The organism is Neobacillus sp. DZ-9, from assembly GCF_059587065.1.
Map to the genome: position 1 here is coordinate 1 of NZ_JCAIOL010000001.1, position 20269 is coordinate 20269.

Annotated in this window: 16 protein-coding genes and 4 tRNA genes; 16 read left to right on the forward strand and 4 right to left on the reverse strand. The window is 39.4% G+C overall.

Going from position 1 to position 20269, the window contains the following annotated elements:
• Positions 1-2 precede the first annotated feature (2 nt).
• The 5 genes from AC59HZ_RS00005 (at position 3) to AC59HZ_RS00025 (ending at position 1081) form a co-directional block, all read left to right on the forward strand.
• Positions 3-79, forward strand: a tRNA-Ile gene (locus AC59HZ_RS00005).
• Between the two features lie 35 nt (positions 80-114).
• Positions 115-189: transfer RNA gene (locus AC59HZ_RS00010), tRNA-Asn, on the forward strand.
• Positions 190-192: 3 nt separating this feature from the next.
• Positions 193-283 (forward strand) — tRNA-Ser (locus tag AC59HZ_RS00015).
• Between the two features lie 13 nt (positions 284-296).
• Positions 297-368, forward strand: a tRNA-Glu gene (locus AC59HZ_RS00020).
• 581 nt (positions 369-949) lie between these two features.
• Positions 950-1081, forward strand: coding sequence for a hypothetical protein (locus tag AC59HZ_RS00025; protein WP_496543889.1), 132 nt, complete (start codon positions 950-952; stop codon positions 1079-1081).
• On the opposite strand, the gene AC59HZ_RS00030 is transcribed toward AC59HZ_RS00025, so the two are convergent.
• Positions 1066-1737 carry a nuclease-related domain-containing protein gene (locus AC59HZ_RS00030; RefSeq protein ID WP_496543890.1) on the reverse strand — a complete coding sequence of 224 codons (672 nt, stop codon included), beginning with the start codon at positions 1735-1737 and terminating at the stop codon, positions 1066-1068. The two genes, AC59HZ_RS00025 and AC59HZ_RS00030, sit on opposite strands and share 16 nt — an antisense overlap.
• A gap of 429 nt (positions 1738-2166) precedes the next feature.
• On the opposite strand from AC59HZ_RS00030, the gene glgB reads away from it, so the two are divergent.
• The 5 genes from glgB (at position 2167) to AC59HZ_RS00055 (ending at position 10138) form a co-directional block, all read left to right on the forward strand.
• Positions 2167-4116, forward strand: a complete 1950-nt coding sequence (glgB, locus tag AC59HZ_RS00035; protein ID WP_496543891.1) for a 1,4-alpha-glucan branching protein GlgB — start codon at positions 2167-2169, stop codon at positions 4114-4116.
• Positions 4058-5203 (forward strand): glucose-1-phosphate adenylyltransferase, encoded by a 1146-nt coding sequence (locus AC59HZ_RS00040; RefSeq protein WP_496543892.1) that lies wholly within the window; start codon positions 4058-4060, stop codon positions 5201-5203. The genes glgB and AC59HZ_RS00040 overlap by 59 nt, the downstream gene beginning before the upstream one ends.
• A gap of 72 nt (positions 5204-5275) precedes the next feature.
• The gene (locus AC59HZ_RS00045) at positions 5276-6307 is read left to right on the forward strand and encodes a GlgC family sugar phosphate nucleotidyltransferase (protein WP_496543893.1); all 1032 of its coding nucleotides are present in this window, start codon (positions 5276-5278) and stop codon (positions 6305-6307) included.
• Entirely contained in the window at positions 6304-7755 is a 1452-nt protein-coding gene (gene glgA / locus AC59HZ_RS00050; protein ID WP_496543894.1) for a glycogen synthase GlgA, read from the forward strand. Before AC59HZ_RS00045 ends, glgA begins: the two co-directional genes overlap by 4 nt.
• On the forward strand, positions 7745-10138 hold the full coding sequence (locus AC59HZ_RS00055) for a glycogen/starch/alpha-glucan phosphorylase (protein WP_496543895.1): 2394 nt from the start codon (positions 7745-7747) through the stop codon (positions 10136-10138). The genes glgA and AC59HZ_RS00055 overlap by 11 nt, the downstream gene beginning before the upstream one ends.
• 35 nt (positions 10139-10173) lie before the next feature.
• On the opposite strand, the gene AC59HZ_RS00060 is transcribed toward AC59HZ_RS00055, so the two are convergent.
• Positions 10174-11112: a 1,4-dihydroxy-2-naphthoate polyprenyltransferase gene (locus AC59HZ_RS00060; protein WP_496543896.1), complete on the reverse strand. Its 939-nt coding sequence runs from the start codon at positions 11110-11112 to the stop codon at positions 10174-10176.
• Positions 11113-11451: 339 nt separating this feature from the next.
• On the opposite strand from AC59HZ_RS00060, the gene AC59HZ_RS00065 reads away from it, so the two are divergent.
• From AC59HZ_RS00065 to menC, 6 genes are all read left to right on the forward strand, one after another.
• Positions 11452-12858: an isochorismate synthase gene (locus AC59HZ_RS00065; RefSeq protein ID WP_496543897.1), complete on the forward strand. Its 1407-nt coding sequence runs from the start codon at positions 11452-11454 to the stop codon at positions 12856-12858.
• A complete protein-coding gene (gene menD / locus AC59HZ_RS00070; protein ID WP_496543898.1) occupies positions 12855-14606 on the forward strand; it encodes a 2-succinyl-5-enolpyruvyl-6-hydroxy-3-cyclohexene-1-carboxylic-acid synthase in 1752 nt (583 codons plus the stop codon). Before AC59HZ_RS00065 ends, menD begins: the two co-directional genes overlap by 4 nt.
• A complete protein-coding gene (gene menH, locus AC59HZ_RS00075) occupies positions 14603-15412 on the forward strand; it encodes a 2-succinyl-6-hydroxy-2,4-cyclohexadiene-1-carboxylate synthase (RefSeq protein WP_496543899.1) in 810 nt (269 codons plus the stop codon). The genes menD and menH overlap by 4 nt, the downstream gene beginning before the upstream one ends.
• Positions 15413-15429: 17 nt before the next feature.
• On the forward strand, positions 15430-16248 hold the full coding sequence (gene menB, locus AC59HZ_RS00080) for a 1,4-dihydroxy-2-naphthoyl-CoA synthase (RefSeq protein ID WP_430067104.1): 819 nt from the start codon (positions 15430-15432) through the stop codon (positions 16246-16248).
• A 112-nt stretch (positions 16249-16360) separates the two neighbouring features.
• Positions 16361-17848, forward strand: a complete 1488-nt coding sequence (locus AC59HZ_RS00085) for an o-succinylbenzoate--CoA ligase (protein ID WP_496544624.1) — start codon at positions 16361-16363, stop codon at positions 17846-17848.
• Complete coding sequence (menC, locus tag AC59HZ_RS00090) at positions 17845-18954, forward strand: o-succinylbenzoate synthase (RefSeq protein WP_496543900.1); 1110 nt, start codon at positions 17845-17847, stop codon at positions 18952-18954. The genes AC59HZ_RS00085 and menC overlap by 4 nt, the downstream gene beginning before the upstream one ends.
• Before the next feature lie 46 nt (positions 18955-19000).
• Here the strand turns inward: menC and AC59HZ_RS00095 are convergent, their stop codons facing one another.
• Positions 19001-19159 carry a DUF1540 domain-containing protein gene (locus tag AC59HZ_RS00095; protein WP_496543901.1) on the reverse strand — a complete coding sequence of 53 codons (159 nt, stop codon included), beginning with the start codon at positions 19157-19159 and terminating at the stop codon, positions 19001-19003.
• 92 nt (positions 19160-19251) lie between these two features.
• Positions 19252-20187 carry a metal ABC transporter solute-binding protein, Zn/Mn family gene (locus AC59HZ_RS00100; RefSeq protein WP_496543902.1) on the reverse strand — a complete coding sequence of 312 codons (936 nt, stop codon included), beginning with the start codon at positions 20185-20187 and terminating at the stop codon, positions 19252-19254.
• Positions 20188-20269 lie beyond the last annotated feature (82 nt).

Consider the following 20269-nt stretch of genomic DNA (forward strand, 5'->3'; position numbering starts at 1 on the left):
ATGGGCCTATAGCTCAGCTGGTTAGAGCGCACGCCTGATAAGCGTGAGGTCGATGGTTCGAGTCCATTTAGGCCCACCAGAGTTTTTTGCGATAGCAAAATAACTTACCATTATTCCGCAGTAGCTCAGTGGTAGAGCTATCGGCTGTTAACCGATCGGTCGTAGGTTCGAGTCCTACCTGCGGAGCCATATAGAGAAGTACCCAAGTGGCTCAAGGGGCTCCCCTGCTAAGGGAGTAGGTCGGGTAACCGGCGCGAGGGTTCGAATCCCTTCTTCTCTGCCATAATTCAATAATCGGCCCCTTGGTCAAGCGGTTAAGACACCGCCCTTTCACGGCGGTAACACGGGTTCGAATCCCGTAGGGGTCATACAAAGAAACTGATGATATATTGTCATCAGTTTTTTTGTTTTAAAGACTTAAATTGGTATACAGGGTGAAAAAGAAAAGTCTGTTTTAATGTTAAATTAAAATAGGACACTGTTTTGAAAAAGGAATAGAAGAGACGGCAAAGGCTAAGATTCGCTACAGAGTCCCCAATAACGCCGATAGGAGACACGGCAATAGCAAAAATGCTCCCGTCGAGTCCCCAATACACCCTCTAGAAGACACAGCAATGCCCAAAAGGCGCTGCCGAGTCTGCAATACCTCATAGAGGGACACGGCAAGGCCAAAAAGGCTGTGCTGAGTCCGCGACACTCCTGATAGAAGACACGGCTATTCCAAAAAAGCACGTCCGAATTCGTAATGTTGGTTAGTGCAGCCAGGACTCAGAAAAAGTGAGTTTATTCGTAATTAGTCCATTTACCAAATCCTATTACCTTAAAGTTTCTTTGAAGTAACCTGTTGATTCTCTTTTTAGACCTGACCCCACCACACCAATTATGAACAATATTAGTGGTGATTTTTATATTTGGAAACAATTGCTTAATTTCCTCAACACTTCGTAAAATGGCAGATTCAATCCTTTCCTGGTACCTGCACACAAGACAAACTAAGCTCCTATTATCTGATGAAATTGAAAGATCAAATGATCTGCAGCCTGCGCAAGTAAAACCATTGCGGCATCAGTTGTATTCATAAGCGGGCTGTATTGAATAAGGTGATTTCGTTTGATGCAAAGAGACTAGTTTTTCAGCAAGCTTCCAATGCCGATTATTAAGTTTTGAAGGAAGCCTATTTAATTTTTTCATGAAATGATTTAGCTGTGTCGGAAAAATGAAAGGCAAATTTTGGGGAGCCTGGTATAAAGTAAACTCGGGGTTAACAAAAACAACAAAAGACTCAACAAGAAAATTATTTCCAGTATTCTGCAAGAGCTGGCGGAACAATGTGGAACTTCTATTCAACTGATCCAGTGGATTCTGATATACCCTTCCGGAAATCGATTCCAATTTATCTGTTTTGTAAATAAAGTCACCATTATAATTTTTTACATCAATAAGGTAAATTGGTTCCTGATAAATGATTGTGGTATCAATCTGGAAACTTGAACCGTTACTCTTAAGAAGCAAATCATTTAAAATATAGCACTCATTTTGAAGTTTCTCGGTTAATAAATCAAACTTTACTTCACCTTCATATCCTTTTTCAAGATTCAAATAGTGTCTTTTTTCTTCCTCTAATAATTCCATCCGAGTGTTTAAAATTCTTAGCATCTTTAATTCATCTGATTCAACACGGCCTTTAAATGGCATGTCATACATCCTCTCTTTATTAAAGAACTCTATATAAATCATAATAAAAATTCCATTCCAGTAAAAAGAAAAGTATGAATTTTTTGTTAATATTTAAATCTTATACTAGAATAATATCAAGATAACCAAAGGATAATATTATTTTGGAATAATAATATTCCACCCTTATATATAACAGAAAACATTGATAACGCTTACAAAATCAAGATTGTACTAGCACAAGGGAAAATCCAATATTTGATAATTAAATAATAATTAATGCTTCTTTTCACAAAAAAACTTTATATATTTTTGTCGAATTCCGATAGATATATCGTTGATTCGTGTCGGATACTGTCGAAAAAGAGAGTATTCTGACAACAATTAGGGATTATTGTCAGAAAAGATAAAAAAGTTTTACGAGGAATATTATTCATTTGCACTTATAATTGGTTTTTGAAATACATATTTTCAATGGGAATGAGGAGAGCCATGACAGTGAATACATTGTTTCCGACTGATTATCAGTTGCACTTATTTCACGAGGGAAATCTTTTTCAAAGTCATCAGCTTTTTGGCGCTCATATCTTGAAGAATTCCGATAAAGTTTATACACGATTTTGCGTATGGGCTCCGAACGCCTCGCAGGTGAGGCTCACTGGGGATTTTAATAACTGGAATGGTGAAGGGTATGATCTGCAAAAGGTAAATGACGAAGGGGTTTGGATTATCATCATTAATCAAGACCTCGAAGGTAGTGTTTATAAGTATGAAATATTAACACAATATGGTGAAACGCTGCTTAAAGCTGACCCATATGCCTTTTTTTCTGAATTGCGACCGAACACAGCTTCCATCGTTTATTCCTTAAACAATTATCAATGGCAGGATTCTCAATGGTTGAATCGGAGAGCAACACGAAACTTTTTATCCGAGCCTGCCGTCATCTATGAAGTTCACTTAGGTTCTTGGAGGAAAAAACTCACTGGGGATTTCCTTACTTATAAAGAACTTGCTTCAGAGCTTATACCTTATGTAATCGAACATGGCTTTACGCATATAGAAATTTTACCCCTCGTCGAACACCCGCTCGATGCCTCGTGGGGCTACCAAGGAACAGGGTACTTTTCGGTTACCTCCAGATATGGAACACCCGATGAATTCCGCTATTTTGTAGACCAATGCCATCAAAATGGTATTGGTGTCATCCTAGATTGGGTACCAGGCCATTATTGCAAGGATGCCCATGGATTATATCGTTTTGACGGAACACATATTTATTCCTACCATTATCAAGGTGATAGGGAAAATCCTGTATGGGGAACAGCCAACTTTGACCTCGGAAAAGGTGAAGTGCAAAGCTTCCTAATTTCAAACGCCATATTTTGGATGGATTATTTCCATATTGATGGCTTTCGCATGGATGCGGTCGCCAATATCATTTATTGGCCAAATGGGACGAGTGAAAAACGTGAAAATCCCTTTGGAATTAACTTTTTAAAAAAATTAAATCTAGAAGTCCACGAATATGATCCGCATTTTTTAATGATCGGTGAGGACTCTACGGATTTCCCTAATGTTACTGCCCCTGTCAGCCACGGCGGCTTGGGATTCGATTATAAATGGAATATGGGCTGGATGAACGACATGCTTGAATATATGGAAACTCCGCCATATTCCCGGTCGAAGGTGCATTCTAAAGTAACTTTTTCACTTTTATATGCTTTTCTAGAAAACTTTATGCTCCCATTTTCACATGATGAAGTGGTTCATGGCAAAAAGTCGCTGCTGGATAAGATGCCGGGAGAATACTGGGAAAAATTTGCCCAGCTGAGGCTTTTACTAGGTTTTATGTTTGCTCACCCTGGAAAGAAATTATTATTTATGGGTTTCGAGCTGGGGCAGTTTGCTGAGTGGAAAGATAAGGAACAACTAGATTGGAACTTATTGGAATATGACATGCACCGCAATTTAAACTCATATGTAAAAGTGTTGTCGAAGGTGTATAAGCGTTCGAAACCACTATATGAGTTGGATCACTCGCATGAAGGATTTGAATGGATTGACGTTAATAACAGTGATCAATCGATTTTTTCCTTCATTCGAAAGGGAAAAAAAGAAGAAGATCATTTAGTCTTTATTTGTAACTTTACTGGAGTCAGCTACCCGGTTTATACAATAGGAGTTAATCATTTAGGAGAATACCGGGAAATTTTAAATAGTGATCAACAAGAATATGGCGGAGCCGGATGGATTAATAAAAAGACAATCATGGCGTTGGAAGAACCGTTTCATGGTAAACCATATTCCATCAATTTAACAATTGCACCATTTGGTTTTCATATTTTCAGACCGGTTAAAAAACGAAAGGAGAGGAAAGGAAATGGCAAAGAAAAAGTGCGTAGCAATGCTGTTAGCAGGGGGAAAAGGAAGCAGACTTAATTCGCTGACAAAGGATTTAGCGAAGCCTGCTGTACCGTTTGGAGGGAAATACCGAATCATTGATTTTACATTAAGCAATTGTGCGAACTCCGGCATCGACACGGTTGGCGTTTTAACACAATACCAACCGTTATTATTAAATTCTTATATTGGAATTGGCAGTGCGTGGGACCTTGACCGAAAGGATGGGGGGGTAACCGTTTTACCTCCATATGCTGAGTCTTCCGAAGTGAAGTGGTATACAGGTACAGCAAGTGCGATTTATCAAAACCTGAATTACCTGAAGCAATATCAGCCGGATTACGTATTAATCCTCTCAGGCGATCATATTTACAAAATGAACTATGAAAGCATGCTGGAATACCATATTGAAAAAAGGGCAGATGTCACGATTTCCTTGATTGAGGTTCCTTGGGCAGAAGCAAGCCGATTCGGAATTATGAATACGAACGAGGATTTGAGAATCGTAGAATTTGACGAAAAACCAAGTGAGCCAAAAAATAATCTGGCATCGATGGGCATTTATATTTTTAGCTGGAATATACTGAAAGAATATTTAGAAATGGATGCTCGGGATCCAGATTCTAGTCATGATTTTGGCAAGGACGTCATTCCGCTTCTTTTAGAAGAAAACAAAAAGCTTTTTGCTTATCCGTTTAAAGGCTATTGGAAGGACGTTGGAACAGTTCAAAGCCTTTGGGAAGCGAATATGGACTTATTGAACGAAGAGTGCGATTTGGACTTGTTTGATCATGATTGGAGAATCTATTCTGTTAATCCAAATCAACCGCCGCAATATATTTCACCGGATGCGATTGTAAAAGAGTCGCTCATTAACGAAGGATGTACGATTGAAGGGGAAATAGATAAATCGGTTCTTTTCCAAGGGGTAACAGTTGGAAAAGGTTCTTCCATAAAAGAATCTGTTATTATGCCAGATGCAGTCATTGGAAATAACTGCCTAATTGAAAAGGCGATTGTTCCGTGTGATGTGGAAGTGCCGGATGGGACAGTTATTCGTTCTTTCGATGATGAAATTATTCTAGTGACCCAAGAAATGCTTAGCGGGTTATATCCTGCTTATTAAAAATCTAGCAACAACCACAGTGATGCCAGGTAGAATCAGCAATTTTAATAGAACTCAGGAGGGACTAAAGTCGTGAAAAGAAAGCTATTAGGCGTCATTGATGCCACCACATACCATGATGATTTGGAAGATTTATTAACACACCGATCGCTTGCAGCACTGCCGTTTGCAGGCCGGTATCGCATCATTGATTTTGTACTTTCGAATATGGTCAATTCCGGTATTCGAAGTGTCGCAATTTTTCCGAAAATGCAATATCGCTCCTTAATGGATCACTTAGGGTCAGGGAAAAATTGGGATTTAAATAGAAAACGTGATGGATTATTCTTTTTCCCATCACCGATTGTTGATAATGACGGAAATAAAATAGGTTCGTTTGAACATTTTGCGGCCAATATGGACTTTTTTAAGCGAAGCACTCAAGAGTATGCGATTATCTCCAATTGTTATACGGTTTTTAATATGGACTTTAGACCAATTCTTGACTGGCATCGACATTCTTCCTGTGATATAACTGAAATTCATCATGAAAATGGCAGTTCGATGGAAATGTATTTAATTAAAACCTCGCTATTAATAAAATTGCTTGAAACGAGAAACGAAACGGGTTACACCTGTATGAAAGACGTTGTCCAGGATTTCGATCATCAGTACACAGTCTGCCACTATGATTACAACGGCTATGCCGTCATGATAGATTCAATTGAAAACTATTTTTCAACTAGCATGAATTTACTTAAGACAGATGTTTGGAAGCAATTATTTTTGAAGGACAGTCCGATTTATACGAAGGTAAAAGATGAGCCGCCAACCAAATATGTTAAAGGATCCTTTGTAAAAAATGCAATGATTGCAAACGGGTGTGTAATCAGTGGAACGGTGGAAAACAGTATTATCTCTCGAGGTGTTAAAATTGGGAAGGGTGCAGTCATTAAAAACTCCATTATTATGCAGAAATGTCAAATTGAAGATAACTGCTATTTAGATTCAGTTATTTTAGATAAAGATGTAAAAATTGAAGAAGGTACACACTTAACAGGAAGTGCCCGTTCTCCATTTGTAGTACGTAAAGGGGTCAAGCAAGGAGCGTTGATGAACTCGTGAAAGTATTATTTGCCGTGTCTGAATGTGGACCATTTGCTAAATCGGGAGGTCTTGGAGATGTTGCAGGATCTCTTCCAAAAGAATTAAAATGTCTGGGAACGGATGTCAGGGTTATTCTCCCTAAGTACGGAACCATATCTGATAAATATAAGAATGAAATGAAAAAGGTAAAGGAATTCACTGTTCAGGTCGGCTGGAGAAATCAATATTGCGGTATAGAAGAGCTAACCCATCAAGGTGTAACTTTCTATTTTGTCGATAATGAATACTATTTTAAAAGAGAAGGTCTTTATGGGTATTATGACGATGGTGAACGGTTTGCTTATTTTAATCGCGCTGTCCTTGAAGCAATTGCAGAGCTTAATTTTTTCCCTGATGTACTCCACTGCCATGATTGGCATACCGCAATGATTCCTTATCTTTTGAGATCGGAATATTCCAAAAGAAAAGGTTATGATCTAATCCGAACTGTGTTTACAATTCATAATCTGCAGTTCCAAGGAATTTTTCCAAAGGAAGTTTTGGGAGATTTGCTTGGAATGGATTATCAATCCTTCCATTCAGGGCACTTAGAGTTTTTCGGGAATGTCAATTTTATGAAGGGGGCACTCGTTGCAGCCGATACGATTACAACGGTTAGCCCAACCTATAAAAGTGAAATTCAAACGCCAACCTATGGTGAAAAACTGGAAGGTCTTTTGAAAGCGCGAAATGAAGATCTTTTGGGGATTTTAAATGGAATTGATGATGATTTCTACAATCCGGCAAATGACCCTTTGATTTTTCAAACCTATACAGTAAATAATGCTGAAAAAAAGGTTATTAATAAAAGAGAGATTCAAAAGCTATTCGGCTTATCACAAAGTGAAAACACTCCTTTAATGGTAATGATTTCACGGTTGACTAAACAAAAAGGGCTGGATCTAATCAAATGTGTTCTTAGAGAAATTCTGCAAGAGGATATTCAGGTTATTATTCTTGGAACCGGTGACTATGATATTGAGGAACATTTAAGGCAGGCTGCCCGTGTCTACCCAGAGAAATTAAAGGTTCATACTGGCTTTGATGAAGGGCTAGCACATAAGCTTTATGCTGCGGCAGACTTATTCCTAATGCCTTCTCTGTTTGAACCATGTGGACTAGGACAGTTGATTGCAATGAAATACGGTGCGATTCCGATTGTTCGTGAGACAGGCGGCTTAAACGATACCGTAAAATCCTGGAATGAAGACACAGGGGAAGGAAATGGCTTTTCCTTCAGCAATTTCAATGCCCATGACATGCTCTACACGATTAGAAGAGCCTTAAGCTTTTACCATGATCGTGAAGCTTGGGAATCCCTTGTTAAACAGGCGATGGAAATGGATTATAGCTGGGCCCAATCAGCATTTAGTTATAACCAGCTCTATGCAGAGCTTATCACTAGGAGTGAAACCCATGTTTTCTAATACGTCTGAGTTTAAAGAATCCTTTTTAAATAGACTTGAATTGGTATGCGGAAAAAGTTTCTCGGAAAGCACAGCGAGAGATCACTACCAAACACTCGGAAATATGATCCGCGAATTTGTCAGCAATGATTGGATTGCCACCAACGAACGTTATCATGCGGCAAAGGGCAAGCAGGTTTATTACCTTTCGATTGAGTATTTATTAGGAAAATTGCTAAGGCAGAATTTAATTAACCTTGGGATTGAGGAAATTGTTCAGGATGGTCTTCAGCAATTGGGGATTGATTTGAGCGGGCTAGAAGAATTAGAAGCAGATGCAGGCTTAGGGAATGGCGGCTTAGGAAGATTAGCCGCCTGTTTTTTAGATTCGCTTGCGTCGCTAAATTTGCCTGGCCACGGCCATGGTATACGGTACAAACATGGCCTTTTTGAACAGAAAATTGTGGATGGCTATCAAGTCGAACTGCCAGAGCAATGGCTGCGGAGCGGCAATGTATGGGAAATCCGCAAGGCTGATTTGGCGGTTAAGATTCCTTTTTGGGGTAAGGTCGAAGTGAGGATGGAAAATGGGCGTCACGTGTTTCAACATTTGAATGCCGAGACGGTAACCGCTGTTCCTCATGACATGCCAGTAATCGGATTTAAATCAAATACCGTTAACACATTAAGGCTTTGGAATGCAGAGCCAGCACAATTCCCTTTTCATGATGATATATTAAAATACAAACGTGAAACAGAAATGATTTCCGAGTTCTTATATCCGGATGATACCCATGATGATGGGAAAATTTTAAGACTCAAGCAGCAATATTTTTTAGTATCGGCAAGTCTCCAGTCCATCCTGAAATCGTATCGAAAACAACATGAGGGTTTACATATGCTTCATGAAGATGTTTGTATTCATATTAATGATACACACCCAGTACTAGCGATTCCTGAGTTAATGAGAATATTAATTGATGAAGAGGGCTTGGATTGGGAGCAGGCTTGGCATATTACGAAAAATACCATCTCTTACACAAATCATACAACCTTGTCAGAGGCATTAGAGAAGTGGCCAATACATATATTCCGCCCTTTGCTTCCGAGGATATATATGATTGTGGAGGAAATTAACGAACGCTTTTGCCAAGAGCTTTGGGAGCGTACCCCAGGTGATTGGGAACGGATCAGAAGTCTTGCTATATTAGCTGATGATTACGTGAAAATGGCCCATTTAGCGATTGTAGGAAGCTTTAGTGTAAATGGTGTGGCAAAGCTGCATACAGAAATTTTAAAGAAGCGGGAAATGAATCAATTTTATCAACTGTTCCCTGAGAAGTTTAATAATAAAACGAATGGAATTGCCTATCGGCGATGGCTGCTAAAAGCAAATCCAAAATTATCGGGCTTGATTACAGAATCAATAGGTTCCTCTTGGACCTATACTGCAGAAGACCTGGCTAAATTACTTAAATATCAGAATGACCAACCATTTTTAGACCAGCTGCAAAAAATCAAAAATGAAAATAAACAAAGGCTGGCAGATGTCATTTTTGATAAAACTGGAGTTTCTGTTGATTCAGCAGCGATTTTTGATGTTCAGGTTAAACGTCTGCACGCCTATAAGCGTCAGCTTCTGAATGTATTGCACATCATGCATCTATACAACCGAATTAAAGAGGATTCAAGTTTTACCATTACTCCAAGAGTGTTTATTTTTGGCGCAAAAGCTTCACCGGGTTATTACTATGCAAAAAAGATAATTAAATTAATTAATGCTGTAGCGGATAAGGTTAATCAAGATCCAAAGATTGGGGATAAACTGAAAGTCATTTTCCTTGAAAATTATCGGGTTTCCCTAGCCGAAAAAATCTTTCCGGCAGCGGATGTAAGTGAACAGATTTCGACTGCAAGTAAAGAGGCATCAGGAACAGGAAATATGAAATTTATGATCAATGGTGCGCTCACAGTAGGAACGTTAGATGGAGCAAATATTGAAATTCAAGAGCTGGTGGGCGTGAATAATATCTTTACGTTTGGCCTTACGGCAGACGAGGTTCTCCATTATTATCAACATGGCGGTTATCAATCCCTTGAATATTATCATCACGATTATCGTATTCGTCAGGCGGTTGATCAACTCGTGAATGGATTCTTCCCTGATGTTTATAATGAATTTGAGCCCATTTTTGATTCCCTTCTTGAAGAAAATGACCAATATTTCGTCTTAAAGGATTTTGCCTCCTATGCAGACATTCAGCGTAAAATAGGGGATGCATATCAAGATCAGCTGCATTGGCAAAAAATGAGTTTAACCAATATTGCCCGTGCAGGTTATTTTTCCAGTGACCGGACTATCAAAGAATATGCTGAGGAAATATGGAAAATTAAATCTTTATAAAAAAAGGCTTCTGCTCGTGAGCAGAAGCCTTTTTATTATGCGAAAAAGTGTCCAACGAAAATGCCGATGGCAAGTAAAAATCCAAAAATTGTATTGGTTTGGGCTGTAGCTTTCATAGCGGGCGCCATTTGAATAGGCAGTGTATTTTCAATAAAACCTTTTGTTGCTTTAATCGCTTTTGGGGCGCTTAAAATGACAATCGCTACCCATGCAGGAACAATGCCGCCGATAATAAGTCCTAAAACCCATAAATAAGAGAAAATAAACATACCGGCAAGCAAATTAATAGCCTTCTTTTTCCCTAATAGAATAGCTAATGTCTTACGTCCGTTTTCCTTGTCGTTATCAAGGTCGCGAATGTTATTAGCTAATAAAATTTCACCTACAAGCACCATGCTTGGGATTGATACTAAAATACTGGTACTGTCGACTGTCCCGGTTTGGATAAAAAATGAGATTAGAATAATTAACATTCCCATAAAGAATCCGGCAAATACTTCTCCAAAAGGTGTATACGCAATTGGCATAGGGCCTCCGGTATAAAAATAGCCGACTGCCATACAAATAAGTCCAATTAATGCTAACCACCAGCTGCTATTAGCGCAAATATAAATCCCTAACAATAGCGCGATTCCATAAAAACTGAATGCCAGAGTCATGACGGTCTTCGGTTTAATTCCATCACGGACAATGGTTCCGCCTATTCCTACAGATTGTTCGTTATCTAGGCCGCGTTTATAATCAAAATATTCGTTAAACATATTGGTAGCCGCTTGAATGAGTAAACTCGCAATCAACATAGCGATAAATAACCCGAAATGGATTTTGCCAGACTTAAGTGCAAGTGCTGTACCGAGTAAAACCGGGACGAACGCTGCTGTTAACGTATGAGGACGGGTCATTTGCCACCAAACTTGAAAGCCGCGGTTAGATTCGACGACGGGTTTCGAATTTTCTTGTAAATTTGGCTGCATAGTAGTCTCTCCCTTATATATTATTTTTTCTATATTGACAATTTTTTAGGTCTAAAGTTTCTTTCCCACACATAAGTGTATGGAATCAGAGAGGTAGTGTCAATGAATTTTTCCTTTCAAATCTAGAAGATAATACCTGTTTGGTTATTATTTAATACTTAGTGGAAAAATAACGAAAAAGTCGTTTTCAACCCATTATTGAAATTTTGATATATAATTAGGAATGAATCAGGATGTTAGTGACAAGTTTTATTGACTTATTTACAATGGGAGTAGTATCTTTAATAAGGTTAAAAATGAATGGATAACAGCAATTTTGGCTGTTTTGGAGGGATTTGTTTGGTAACCATTCAAGAAACGGAAATAAAGGAAAGGGGTCTTGTGACGGTTGAGCGTGCGAAAAAACTTAACCGGCCCATTTTAATGAGTGAAGTTCATAAAATGGACACGATTAACCCTTTATCATTTTTTAATATAGGGAGCGAGCGCTATCTAGGGGAACGGTTTTTCTGGAAGGATCCCAAAGACGAATTAGTGCTTGTTGGACTTGGAATAACAAAACAAATTCAGTCGGATCAGGCTACTGACCGCTTTTTTCATGTTGAAAATGAGTGGGAAACCTTCTTAAGGGATAGTATCATTTTTAACCCTTATAAAGAAATCGGGACTGGTCCATTGATGTTCGGAGGTTTTTCGTTTGATCCTAGCAAAGCTAAAACCGAGCTTTGGTCTAAGTACGCTGATTCATTGTTCCATTTACCAAAATATTTATTAAGTATTATACAGGGGCAGGCCTATTTAACAACAAATATTGTTTGCACACCAAATGATGATGTTTCTTTATTTAATAAAGTGGTCGAGGAGAGGAATCACCTTTTAAATTCTCTAGGGCATCGCCATCGGATGAAAACAACAATCCTGCTTCAAACAGAAGAGATTTCGCCTGAGCACTGGAAAAAGACGGTTGACCAAATTGTGAAGGAAGTTTCGACGGGTCCTTTAAAAAAGGTGGTTCTGGCACGCGAGCTTAGACTAACATTTAATCATGAAATTGAGGCTGAGAAAGTTCTCTATAACTTAAACGATCAGCAGCATGAAAGCTTTATCTTTGCTTTCGAATCCAATGGCGATTGTTTCATAGGGGCATCACCGGAAAGACTTGTAAAGAAGCAAGGGAATGAAATTTTTTCCACTTGTCTTGCTGGTTCTATTTCACGGGGAGAAACAAGTGAAGAGGATAGGCTATTGGGTGAAGAGCTTTTAAAGGATCAAAAGAATCTTATTGAACATCGCTATGTTGTTGAAATGATTAAGGAAGCATTAGAAGAATCATGTGAAAGAGTGATCTTGCCTGAAAAACCTCAACTAATGAAGATTCGAGATATCCAACATTTGTATACTCCCGTGATTGGTAAATGCCATCAAGATACTTCTTTATTGCTATTAGTTGAAAGACTGCATCCGACTCCAGCTCTAGGCGGCCTGCCTAAAAGTGAAGCAGTTAAAAAAATAAGACAGGTTGAAGACCTTGACCGAGGTTTTTATGCTGCTCCATTAGGCTGGGTCGATTACCGGAAGAATGGAGAATTTGCTGTTTCGATTCGTTCAGGATTAATTCAAGGAAATGAAGCCTCTTTATTTGCCGGTTGCGGTGTCGTGGCTGATTCGGATTCTGAAAGTGAATATATGGAGACGAGCTTAAAGTTTAGACCAATGCTTAGGGCCTTTGGAGGAAATATAATATGAGTCATCAAGAATCATTAACCGCTTATATTGCGGCCTTTGTAGCGGAGTTAGTCTTTTCTGGTATCACCGATGTCGTCGTCAGCCCGGGTTCTAGATCGACACCAATGGCGATGGTGATGGCTGAACATCCTGATTTAAAGGTGCATATCCATGTAGATGAACGATCAGCTGCTTTTTTTGCGTTAGGAATTGCCAAGATAACAAATAGACCAGTTGCCATCCTTTGCACGTCAGGCACTGCTGCTGCGAATTATTTTCCTGCAATCGTTGAAGCTCATTATTCTCGAGTCCCATTGATGGTGCTGACTGCAGACCGGCCCCATGAACTAAGGGAAGTAGGGGCACCCCAGGCAATTGATCAAATTCATTTGTATGGGCATCATGTTAAATGGTTTGCGGAAATGGCGCTGCCTGATAAAAGTGATGAGATGATTCGCTACGCTCGAACTTTTTGTGCAAGAGCGGCCGCTGCTGCCACCGCAGCACCTGCTGGTCCGGTACATTTGAATTTCCCGTTTCGGGAGCCGCTGATTCCTAAATTGGATGAAGAGATTTTCCTTGCGAAAGAACGATCAACTGGTTATGTGAAGGTTCATAACGGTAATTTAACTATTAATGAAGAACAAATTAAAGAAATCGCAGAAAAACTTATGGGAAGAGAAAAAGGAATCATCGTTTGCGGAAACATCGCTGATGAGCCATTTGCTAATGCGGTTACCCAACTGGCCGAGCTATTAAAATTTCCGATTTTAGCTGACCCTTTGTCACAGCTGAGAAGTGGTAAACACAGCCTTGAACATATAATTGATACCTATGATACATTCTTAAGGAACGATGAGGCAAAGTCATTCCTAAAACCGGAAGTTGTTATACGTTTTGGAGCTATGCCTGTATCAAAAGCATTAACGATTTTCTTAAAAGAAAACCATGCTGCCGATCAATTTGTTATTGATGGAGGCGGAGGCTGGCGCGACCCGGCATCGTTATCAACGGATATGATATTCTGCAATGAAACCATTTTTTGCGAAAAGATTGGTACATATTTAAAAAGTAAATCACCTTCATTGTTCTTAGAAGACTGGAAGAAAGTTAATAAACTTACATATGAAAATATGGCGCTGGTTCGTGATACTGCTGAATTAAGCGAAGGCCGATTATTTTACCAATTAGCCGAGCTGCTCCCAGAAGGCGCCACTCTCTTTGTAGGTAATAGTATGCCAATCCGCGACCTAGATAGTTTCTTCTTAAACAATGATAAATCCATAAAGGTTGTCGCGAATAGAGGGGCAAATGGTATTGACGGCACGGTATCTACTGCTTTAGGTACAGCCCTATACTCTAAGCCATTATATTTAGTTCTAGGAGATCTAACCTTTTTCCATGATTTAAACGGGCTGATTGCCGCAAAGCTTTACAATATTGATATTAATATTATCCTTGTAAACAATAATGGCGGCGGGATTTTTTCCTTCCTTCCACAAGCTGAACATCCGAAACATTTTGAACTCCTATTTGGCACACCTTTAAATATTGAATTTGAACAAGCGGTCAAAATGTTTCATGGTGAATATACAAAGATCAAGGATTGGGATCATTTTGAATTGGAAATGAAGTCGGCAATAAATGCAAAAGGCATTAAAGTTTTTGAAGTTGCTACAAATAGGGACAAAAATCGGGATGAGCACCGCGAATTTTGGCGTTTGGTTTCCCAGGAAATATCAAATTTTGTCACAGGTGAACATGAATGAAGGTAATTGTCGACAATGTTAAGTATCATGTCGAGAAATACGGCAGCGGATTTCCACTTGTTTTGTTACATGGATTTACTGGAGATTCAACGACATGGACTCCTTTTTTTGAACTTTGGGGGAAGCATTCCAATTTAATTATTCCCGATATTATCGGCCATGGGAAAACTGATTCACCAGAAAATAGTAACCGTTATCAAATCGAAAAAGCTGCGAATGATCTGAAAGGCATCCTAGATAACCTGGGTGTCCAGCAAGTGGATTTACTTGGCTACTCAATGGGGGGAAGGCTTGCCTTATCCTTTGCTTTTCTTTTTCCAGAACGAGTTCGAAAATTAATCCTGGAAAGCGCTTCACCCGGTCTTGCGACTGAATCAGAGCGTAAAATCCGCCGCATGAAAGATGAAGAACTTGCAAACTTTATTAAAGAAAAGGGAATCAAGTCATTTGTTGATTACTGGGAGGAGATTCCTTTGTTTGCAACGATGAAATGTCTTCCATTACCAATTAATGAATCCATTCGGCTTCAGCGATTAAATAACTCACCCCGTGGACTTGCTAATAGTTTACTCGGAATGGGGACAGGTTCTCAGCCTTCCTGGTGGCAAAACCTTCATCAGCTTTCTTGTGAAGTTTTGCTGGTAACGGGCAGTGAGGATAAAAAGTTTTGTACAATTGCGGAAAAGATGTTGAAGGAGCTTGAAACTGGGACATGGTTGGTTGTGGAGAACAGCGGCCATGCAATTCATGTGGAAGAAACAGAAAAGTTTGGTACAATAGTAAGTGACTTTTTGTCTATTACATAACTAAGGAGGTTTTCGTTTTGGCAGTAGAATGGATTCCAGGGCGTAAATATGAAGAAATTTTATATGAAACTTATAATGGAATTGCAAAAATCACCATTAACCGTCCACATGTACATAATGCTTTTACACCGAAAACGGTTATGGAGTTGATTGACGCATTTGCCTACGCACGTGATGATGCAAGTGTTGGAGTTATCGTTTTAACTGGTGCCGGAGAAAAAGCATTTTGTTCAGGTGGAGACCAGAGTGTCCGTGGGCACGGCGGATATGTTGGAGAGGACCAAATCCCTCGATTAAACGTCCTTGATTTGCAGCGCTTAATCCGCGTTATTCCAAAACCTGTAGTAGCGATGGTAAAAGGTTATGCGATTGGCGGCGGCCATGTATTACATGTGGTCTGTGATTTAACAATTGCTGCCGATAACGCAGTTTTTGGACAAACAGGTCCGAAGGTTGGAAGCTTTGATGCTGGTTATGGCTCAGGATATTTAGCAAGAATTATTGGACATAAGAAAGCACGTGAAATTTGGTTTTTATGCCGTCAGTACAATGCTCAAGAAGCGCTTGATATGGGCTTGGTAAACACTGTTGTTCCTTTAGAGCAGGTTGAAGAAGAAACCCTTAAATGGTGTGAAGAGATGCTTGAAAAGAGCCCAACTGCACTCCGTTTCATTAAAGCTGCTATGAATGCTGATACGGATGGTTTAGCAGGATTACAACAATTTGCCGGCGATGCGACGTTGCTTTACTATACTACAGATGAAGCGAAGGAAGGCCGCGACGCCTTTAAAGAAAAGCGTAAGCCTGATTTCGGTCAATTCCCGCGTTTTCCTTGATTTATTGTTTCAGCAGCAGCTTGATGGATTTCCATCAGGCTGTTTTTTAATAGAAAAGCGGAAGCGCCTTGACGCTGAAGCTAGCCAGTTTATAAGGTGGTAACGAAAAATGATGTATGAGAGAATGCCTAATTTTTTGAAAAAGCGCGTGTTTTTAACCCCTGATAGAACTGCTGTTTATTTTGAAGATCAGACGGTAACGTTTAAAGAACTTTATGACCGCTCACTTAAAGCTGCAGGACAGCTCCAAGGACTTGGATTAAAACAAGATCAATTTATTGGTGTATTGTTAAAAAACCATCTGGATACAGTGGTTATATTATTTGCTCTGCAGCTATTAGGCGTGAAATCGGTCATATTGAATCATCGTTTGACGTCATCTGAATTAGTTTGGCAGTTAAAGGATTCGAAATCCTCTTTCCTTATCCTTGAAGAAGCCTTATCTGAAAAAATGAATGAACAAAATCTACTGATAGAAATGATAACTAAAGAATCCTTATTTAACAGAAAACCAGAGGTGCCTGATATCAGGGAAGAAATCAATCTTGCCGATATTTGTACGATAATGTATACATCAGGAACGACCGGCCATCCCAAAGGGGTGATACAGTCCTATGGAAACCACTGGTGGAGCGCTGTTGGGTCTGTTTTAAATATAGGGATCAATGAAAGCGATTGTTGGCTTTGCAGCGTACCTCTTTTTCATATAAGCGGTTTTTCGATCCTAATGCGTAGTGTCATTTATGGAATGCCAATTGTCCTGCATGATACCTTTGATGCTGAAAAAACGATCAAAGATATAAATGAAAAAAAAGTTTCCGTTATGTCGATTGTGGGGACTATGCTGAAAAGAGTAGTGGAGACTCTTGGAGAACAAAGGCTTGCCAGCCATTTTCGCTGTATGCTCCTTGGGGGCGGTCCTGCACCGCTGCCTTTGCTTGTGGCATGTACTGAAAAAGAGATTCCGGTTTTTCAAACCTACGGAATGACAGAGTCCTCCTCCCAAATCGTCACGCTTGCACCAGAATATAGCCTAACTAAGCTCGGTTCGGCAGGCAAACCATTATTCCCTTCGGAAATCCGAATCGAAGGCGAAAATGGGGGAGTTGCTCAAGCTGGTGTGGCCGGTGAAATCATCATTAAAGGGCCCAATGTGACAGCAGGTTATTTAAATCGTCCGGATGCTACGGCAGAAAAAATACGGGTCGGCTGGCTATATACCGGTGATATAGGCTACTTAGATGAAGATGGCTTTTTATATGTTCTTGATCGGCGCTCCGATTTAATAATTTCAGGCGGCGAAAATATTTACCCAGCAGAAATTGAAGCGGTTTTATTGTCCCATCCTAGTGTTCAAGATGCGGGTGTCATAGGTATTGATGATGAGCAGTGGGGCCAGGTTCCAGTTGCCTTTTTAGTAACCAACGAGGGAGATTATACTAGTGAAGAAGCACTAAGGCAATTTTGTGGAGAACGGCTTGCAAAATATAAAGTTCCTAAAACTTTTTATTTTATAAAGAAGCTGCCTAGAAATGCGGCAAAAAAATTACTCAGAAGAAATCTCAAGGAATGGCTGCTTGAGGGAAGGGCTGATGGATGAGAATATCGACCATAGAGCTATTTATCATTCAAATGCCTTTAAAATCTCCTTTTCAGACTCATTTAGGATCTGTTCATGATCGGGAAGGTATCATCGTAAAAGTTATGAATCGAGATGGCATATCTGGTTTTGGAGAGGGAGTGGCCTTTTCATCACCATGGTACACCGAGGAGACAGTGGCAACAAGTTTGCATATGTTACAGGACTTTTTGATTCCCTTGCTGCAAAAACACCAGATACAGCATCCGGATGAGGCAGCTGTTCTTTTTAACAAGTCGCTGCGAAGAAATAATATGGCGAAGGCTGCCTTAGAGATGGCATTATGGGATTTATATGCCAAATCTCAATCACAGCCCTTATCAAAAATGATAGGCGGAACACGGATAAGGATTCCATCTGGAGTAGTAGTTGCTACAGATTCGACTGCTAAAGCGCTAAGGCAAATTGAACAATACCTTCAAGATGGTTACCAAAGGATAAAAGTAAAAATTAATCCAAACCAGGATTATGCCTTTTTAGCAGACATCAGGCGGCATTACCCAGATTTGCCGATTATGGCAGATGCTAATTCTGCTTATTCATTAAAGGACATTGACCGACTAAAAGCCCTAGATGAATGGAATTTATTGATGATTGAGCAGCCGCTTGCTCATGATGACCTAATCGAACATGCTATATTGCAAAAAGAACTCAAAACACCTATTTGTTTGGATGAAAGTATAGTGTCCTACGAAGATGCCCGAAAGGCAATTGAGTTTGGCAGTTGTAAGGTTATTAATATTAAGGCGGGTCGTGTAGGCGGTCTCTCGGAGGCGAAACGAATCCATGATTATTGCTTTGATAGAGGCGTTCCCGTATGGTGCGGAGGGATGATTGAATTTGGCATTTCCCGCGCCCATAATATTGCGCTTGCATCGCTGCCTGGCTTCACAATTCCAGGGGACATTTCTGCATCAAGCCGGTTTTGGAAGGAAGACATTATCAGTCCGGAAGTGACCGTACATAATGGCGAAATAACTGTACCTACTGAACCGGGAATCGGGTATCACATAAATGAAAAACGACTCCAGGAGACGTCACTCTCGCAAAGACTATTTACATTTTAATAATAAAAAATAAACCAGGCATGATTGCCTGGTTTATTTTTTATTATTAGAGATCGCCTGATTCAAAGGTTTTACAATCAGTTTCTTGATTATTTTCGGCCGTTTTCCCTTTGTGGCTGACAACATAGATACTCTCTGCGCTGCATTTATTTCCCTTTGCCCAATACGTACAGTTATTTACTTCACATAAAACATCCTGTGCCATTCGTATCACTCCTTATTTATTTCGGTAATACAGTTATAGCATTTGATGATCTAAAGCAGCACATGCCTGTAAGTGTCAGGGAATAAAGGTAATTAATTATTTAAAGCAGTTTTTAATGTATCAAGGTTCTTTTTCATTAAGGAAAAATACGTTTCCTTGTTCTTGATGTTTTCTTTGGTTAATATGGCCAGGTTATGAATAGGTAAGGCTCTGGCCCCAATTTCCTCTTGGACAATTTTCCCTAGCTTCGATTGAACGTTTTGTTCAAAAAGAATGTAATGTAATCCTTCATGGTCTGCCACGGAAATTATTTTTTCTAACTCTTTTTGGGTTGGTTCATTAGTCGTGGAAAGACCAGAAATGCTAATTTGTTCTATGCCATAGTGTTCCCAATAGCCAAATGCAGCATGGGTCACAATGATTTTTTTATGCTTGGCGGATGAGATGGTTTTCTCAAATTGGCCATTTAGTTCGTCTAACTGAGCTGCAAGTGTCTGATAGTTTTTATCAAATAGCTCTTTTTGCTTGGGCATTTTTTTCACTAGGTTATCACGAATAACAGCAGCCATTTCTTTTGAATAAATCGGGTCTAGCCATACATGGGGATTAACATCGCCATGATGGTGTCCGTCTTCATCTTCGTCTTCCTTGGCCCCGTTATCTTTTGGCAGCTGAAGATTATCTGCTGTTGCTACTAAAGATACATTTTCATTTTTCAAGGTGCTTTTTGCTTTTTCCACAAAGCCCTCCAGTCCTAATCCAATGTAGAAAAATAAGTCTGAATCAGCGAGATTCATCATATCCTTTTGCGATGGTTCAAAGGTATGTTCATCTGCTCCAGGAGGGTAGATTGTTTTTACGTCAACATATTTGCCGCCAATTTGTTCAGTAAAATATTGAAGTGGGAATACTGTTGTATAAATGGTTAACTGGTTCTTATTTTTTGGGGCCGGTTTGTCATTTGAACAGGCTGATAAGAACAGGCTTAATGTTAATAGAATAGAAAGGAAAAGAATAAATTTTTTCATAAAAACTCCTTTGAAATGTTATAAATCGGATTAATTACGATTTGTTGTCGAAAAATTTTTAGCATTCAGAATAAATATTTTT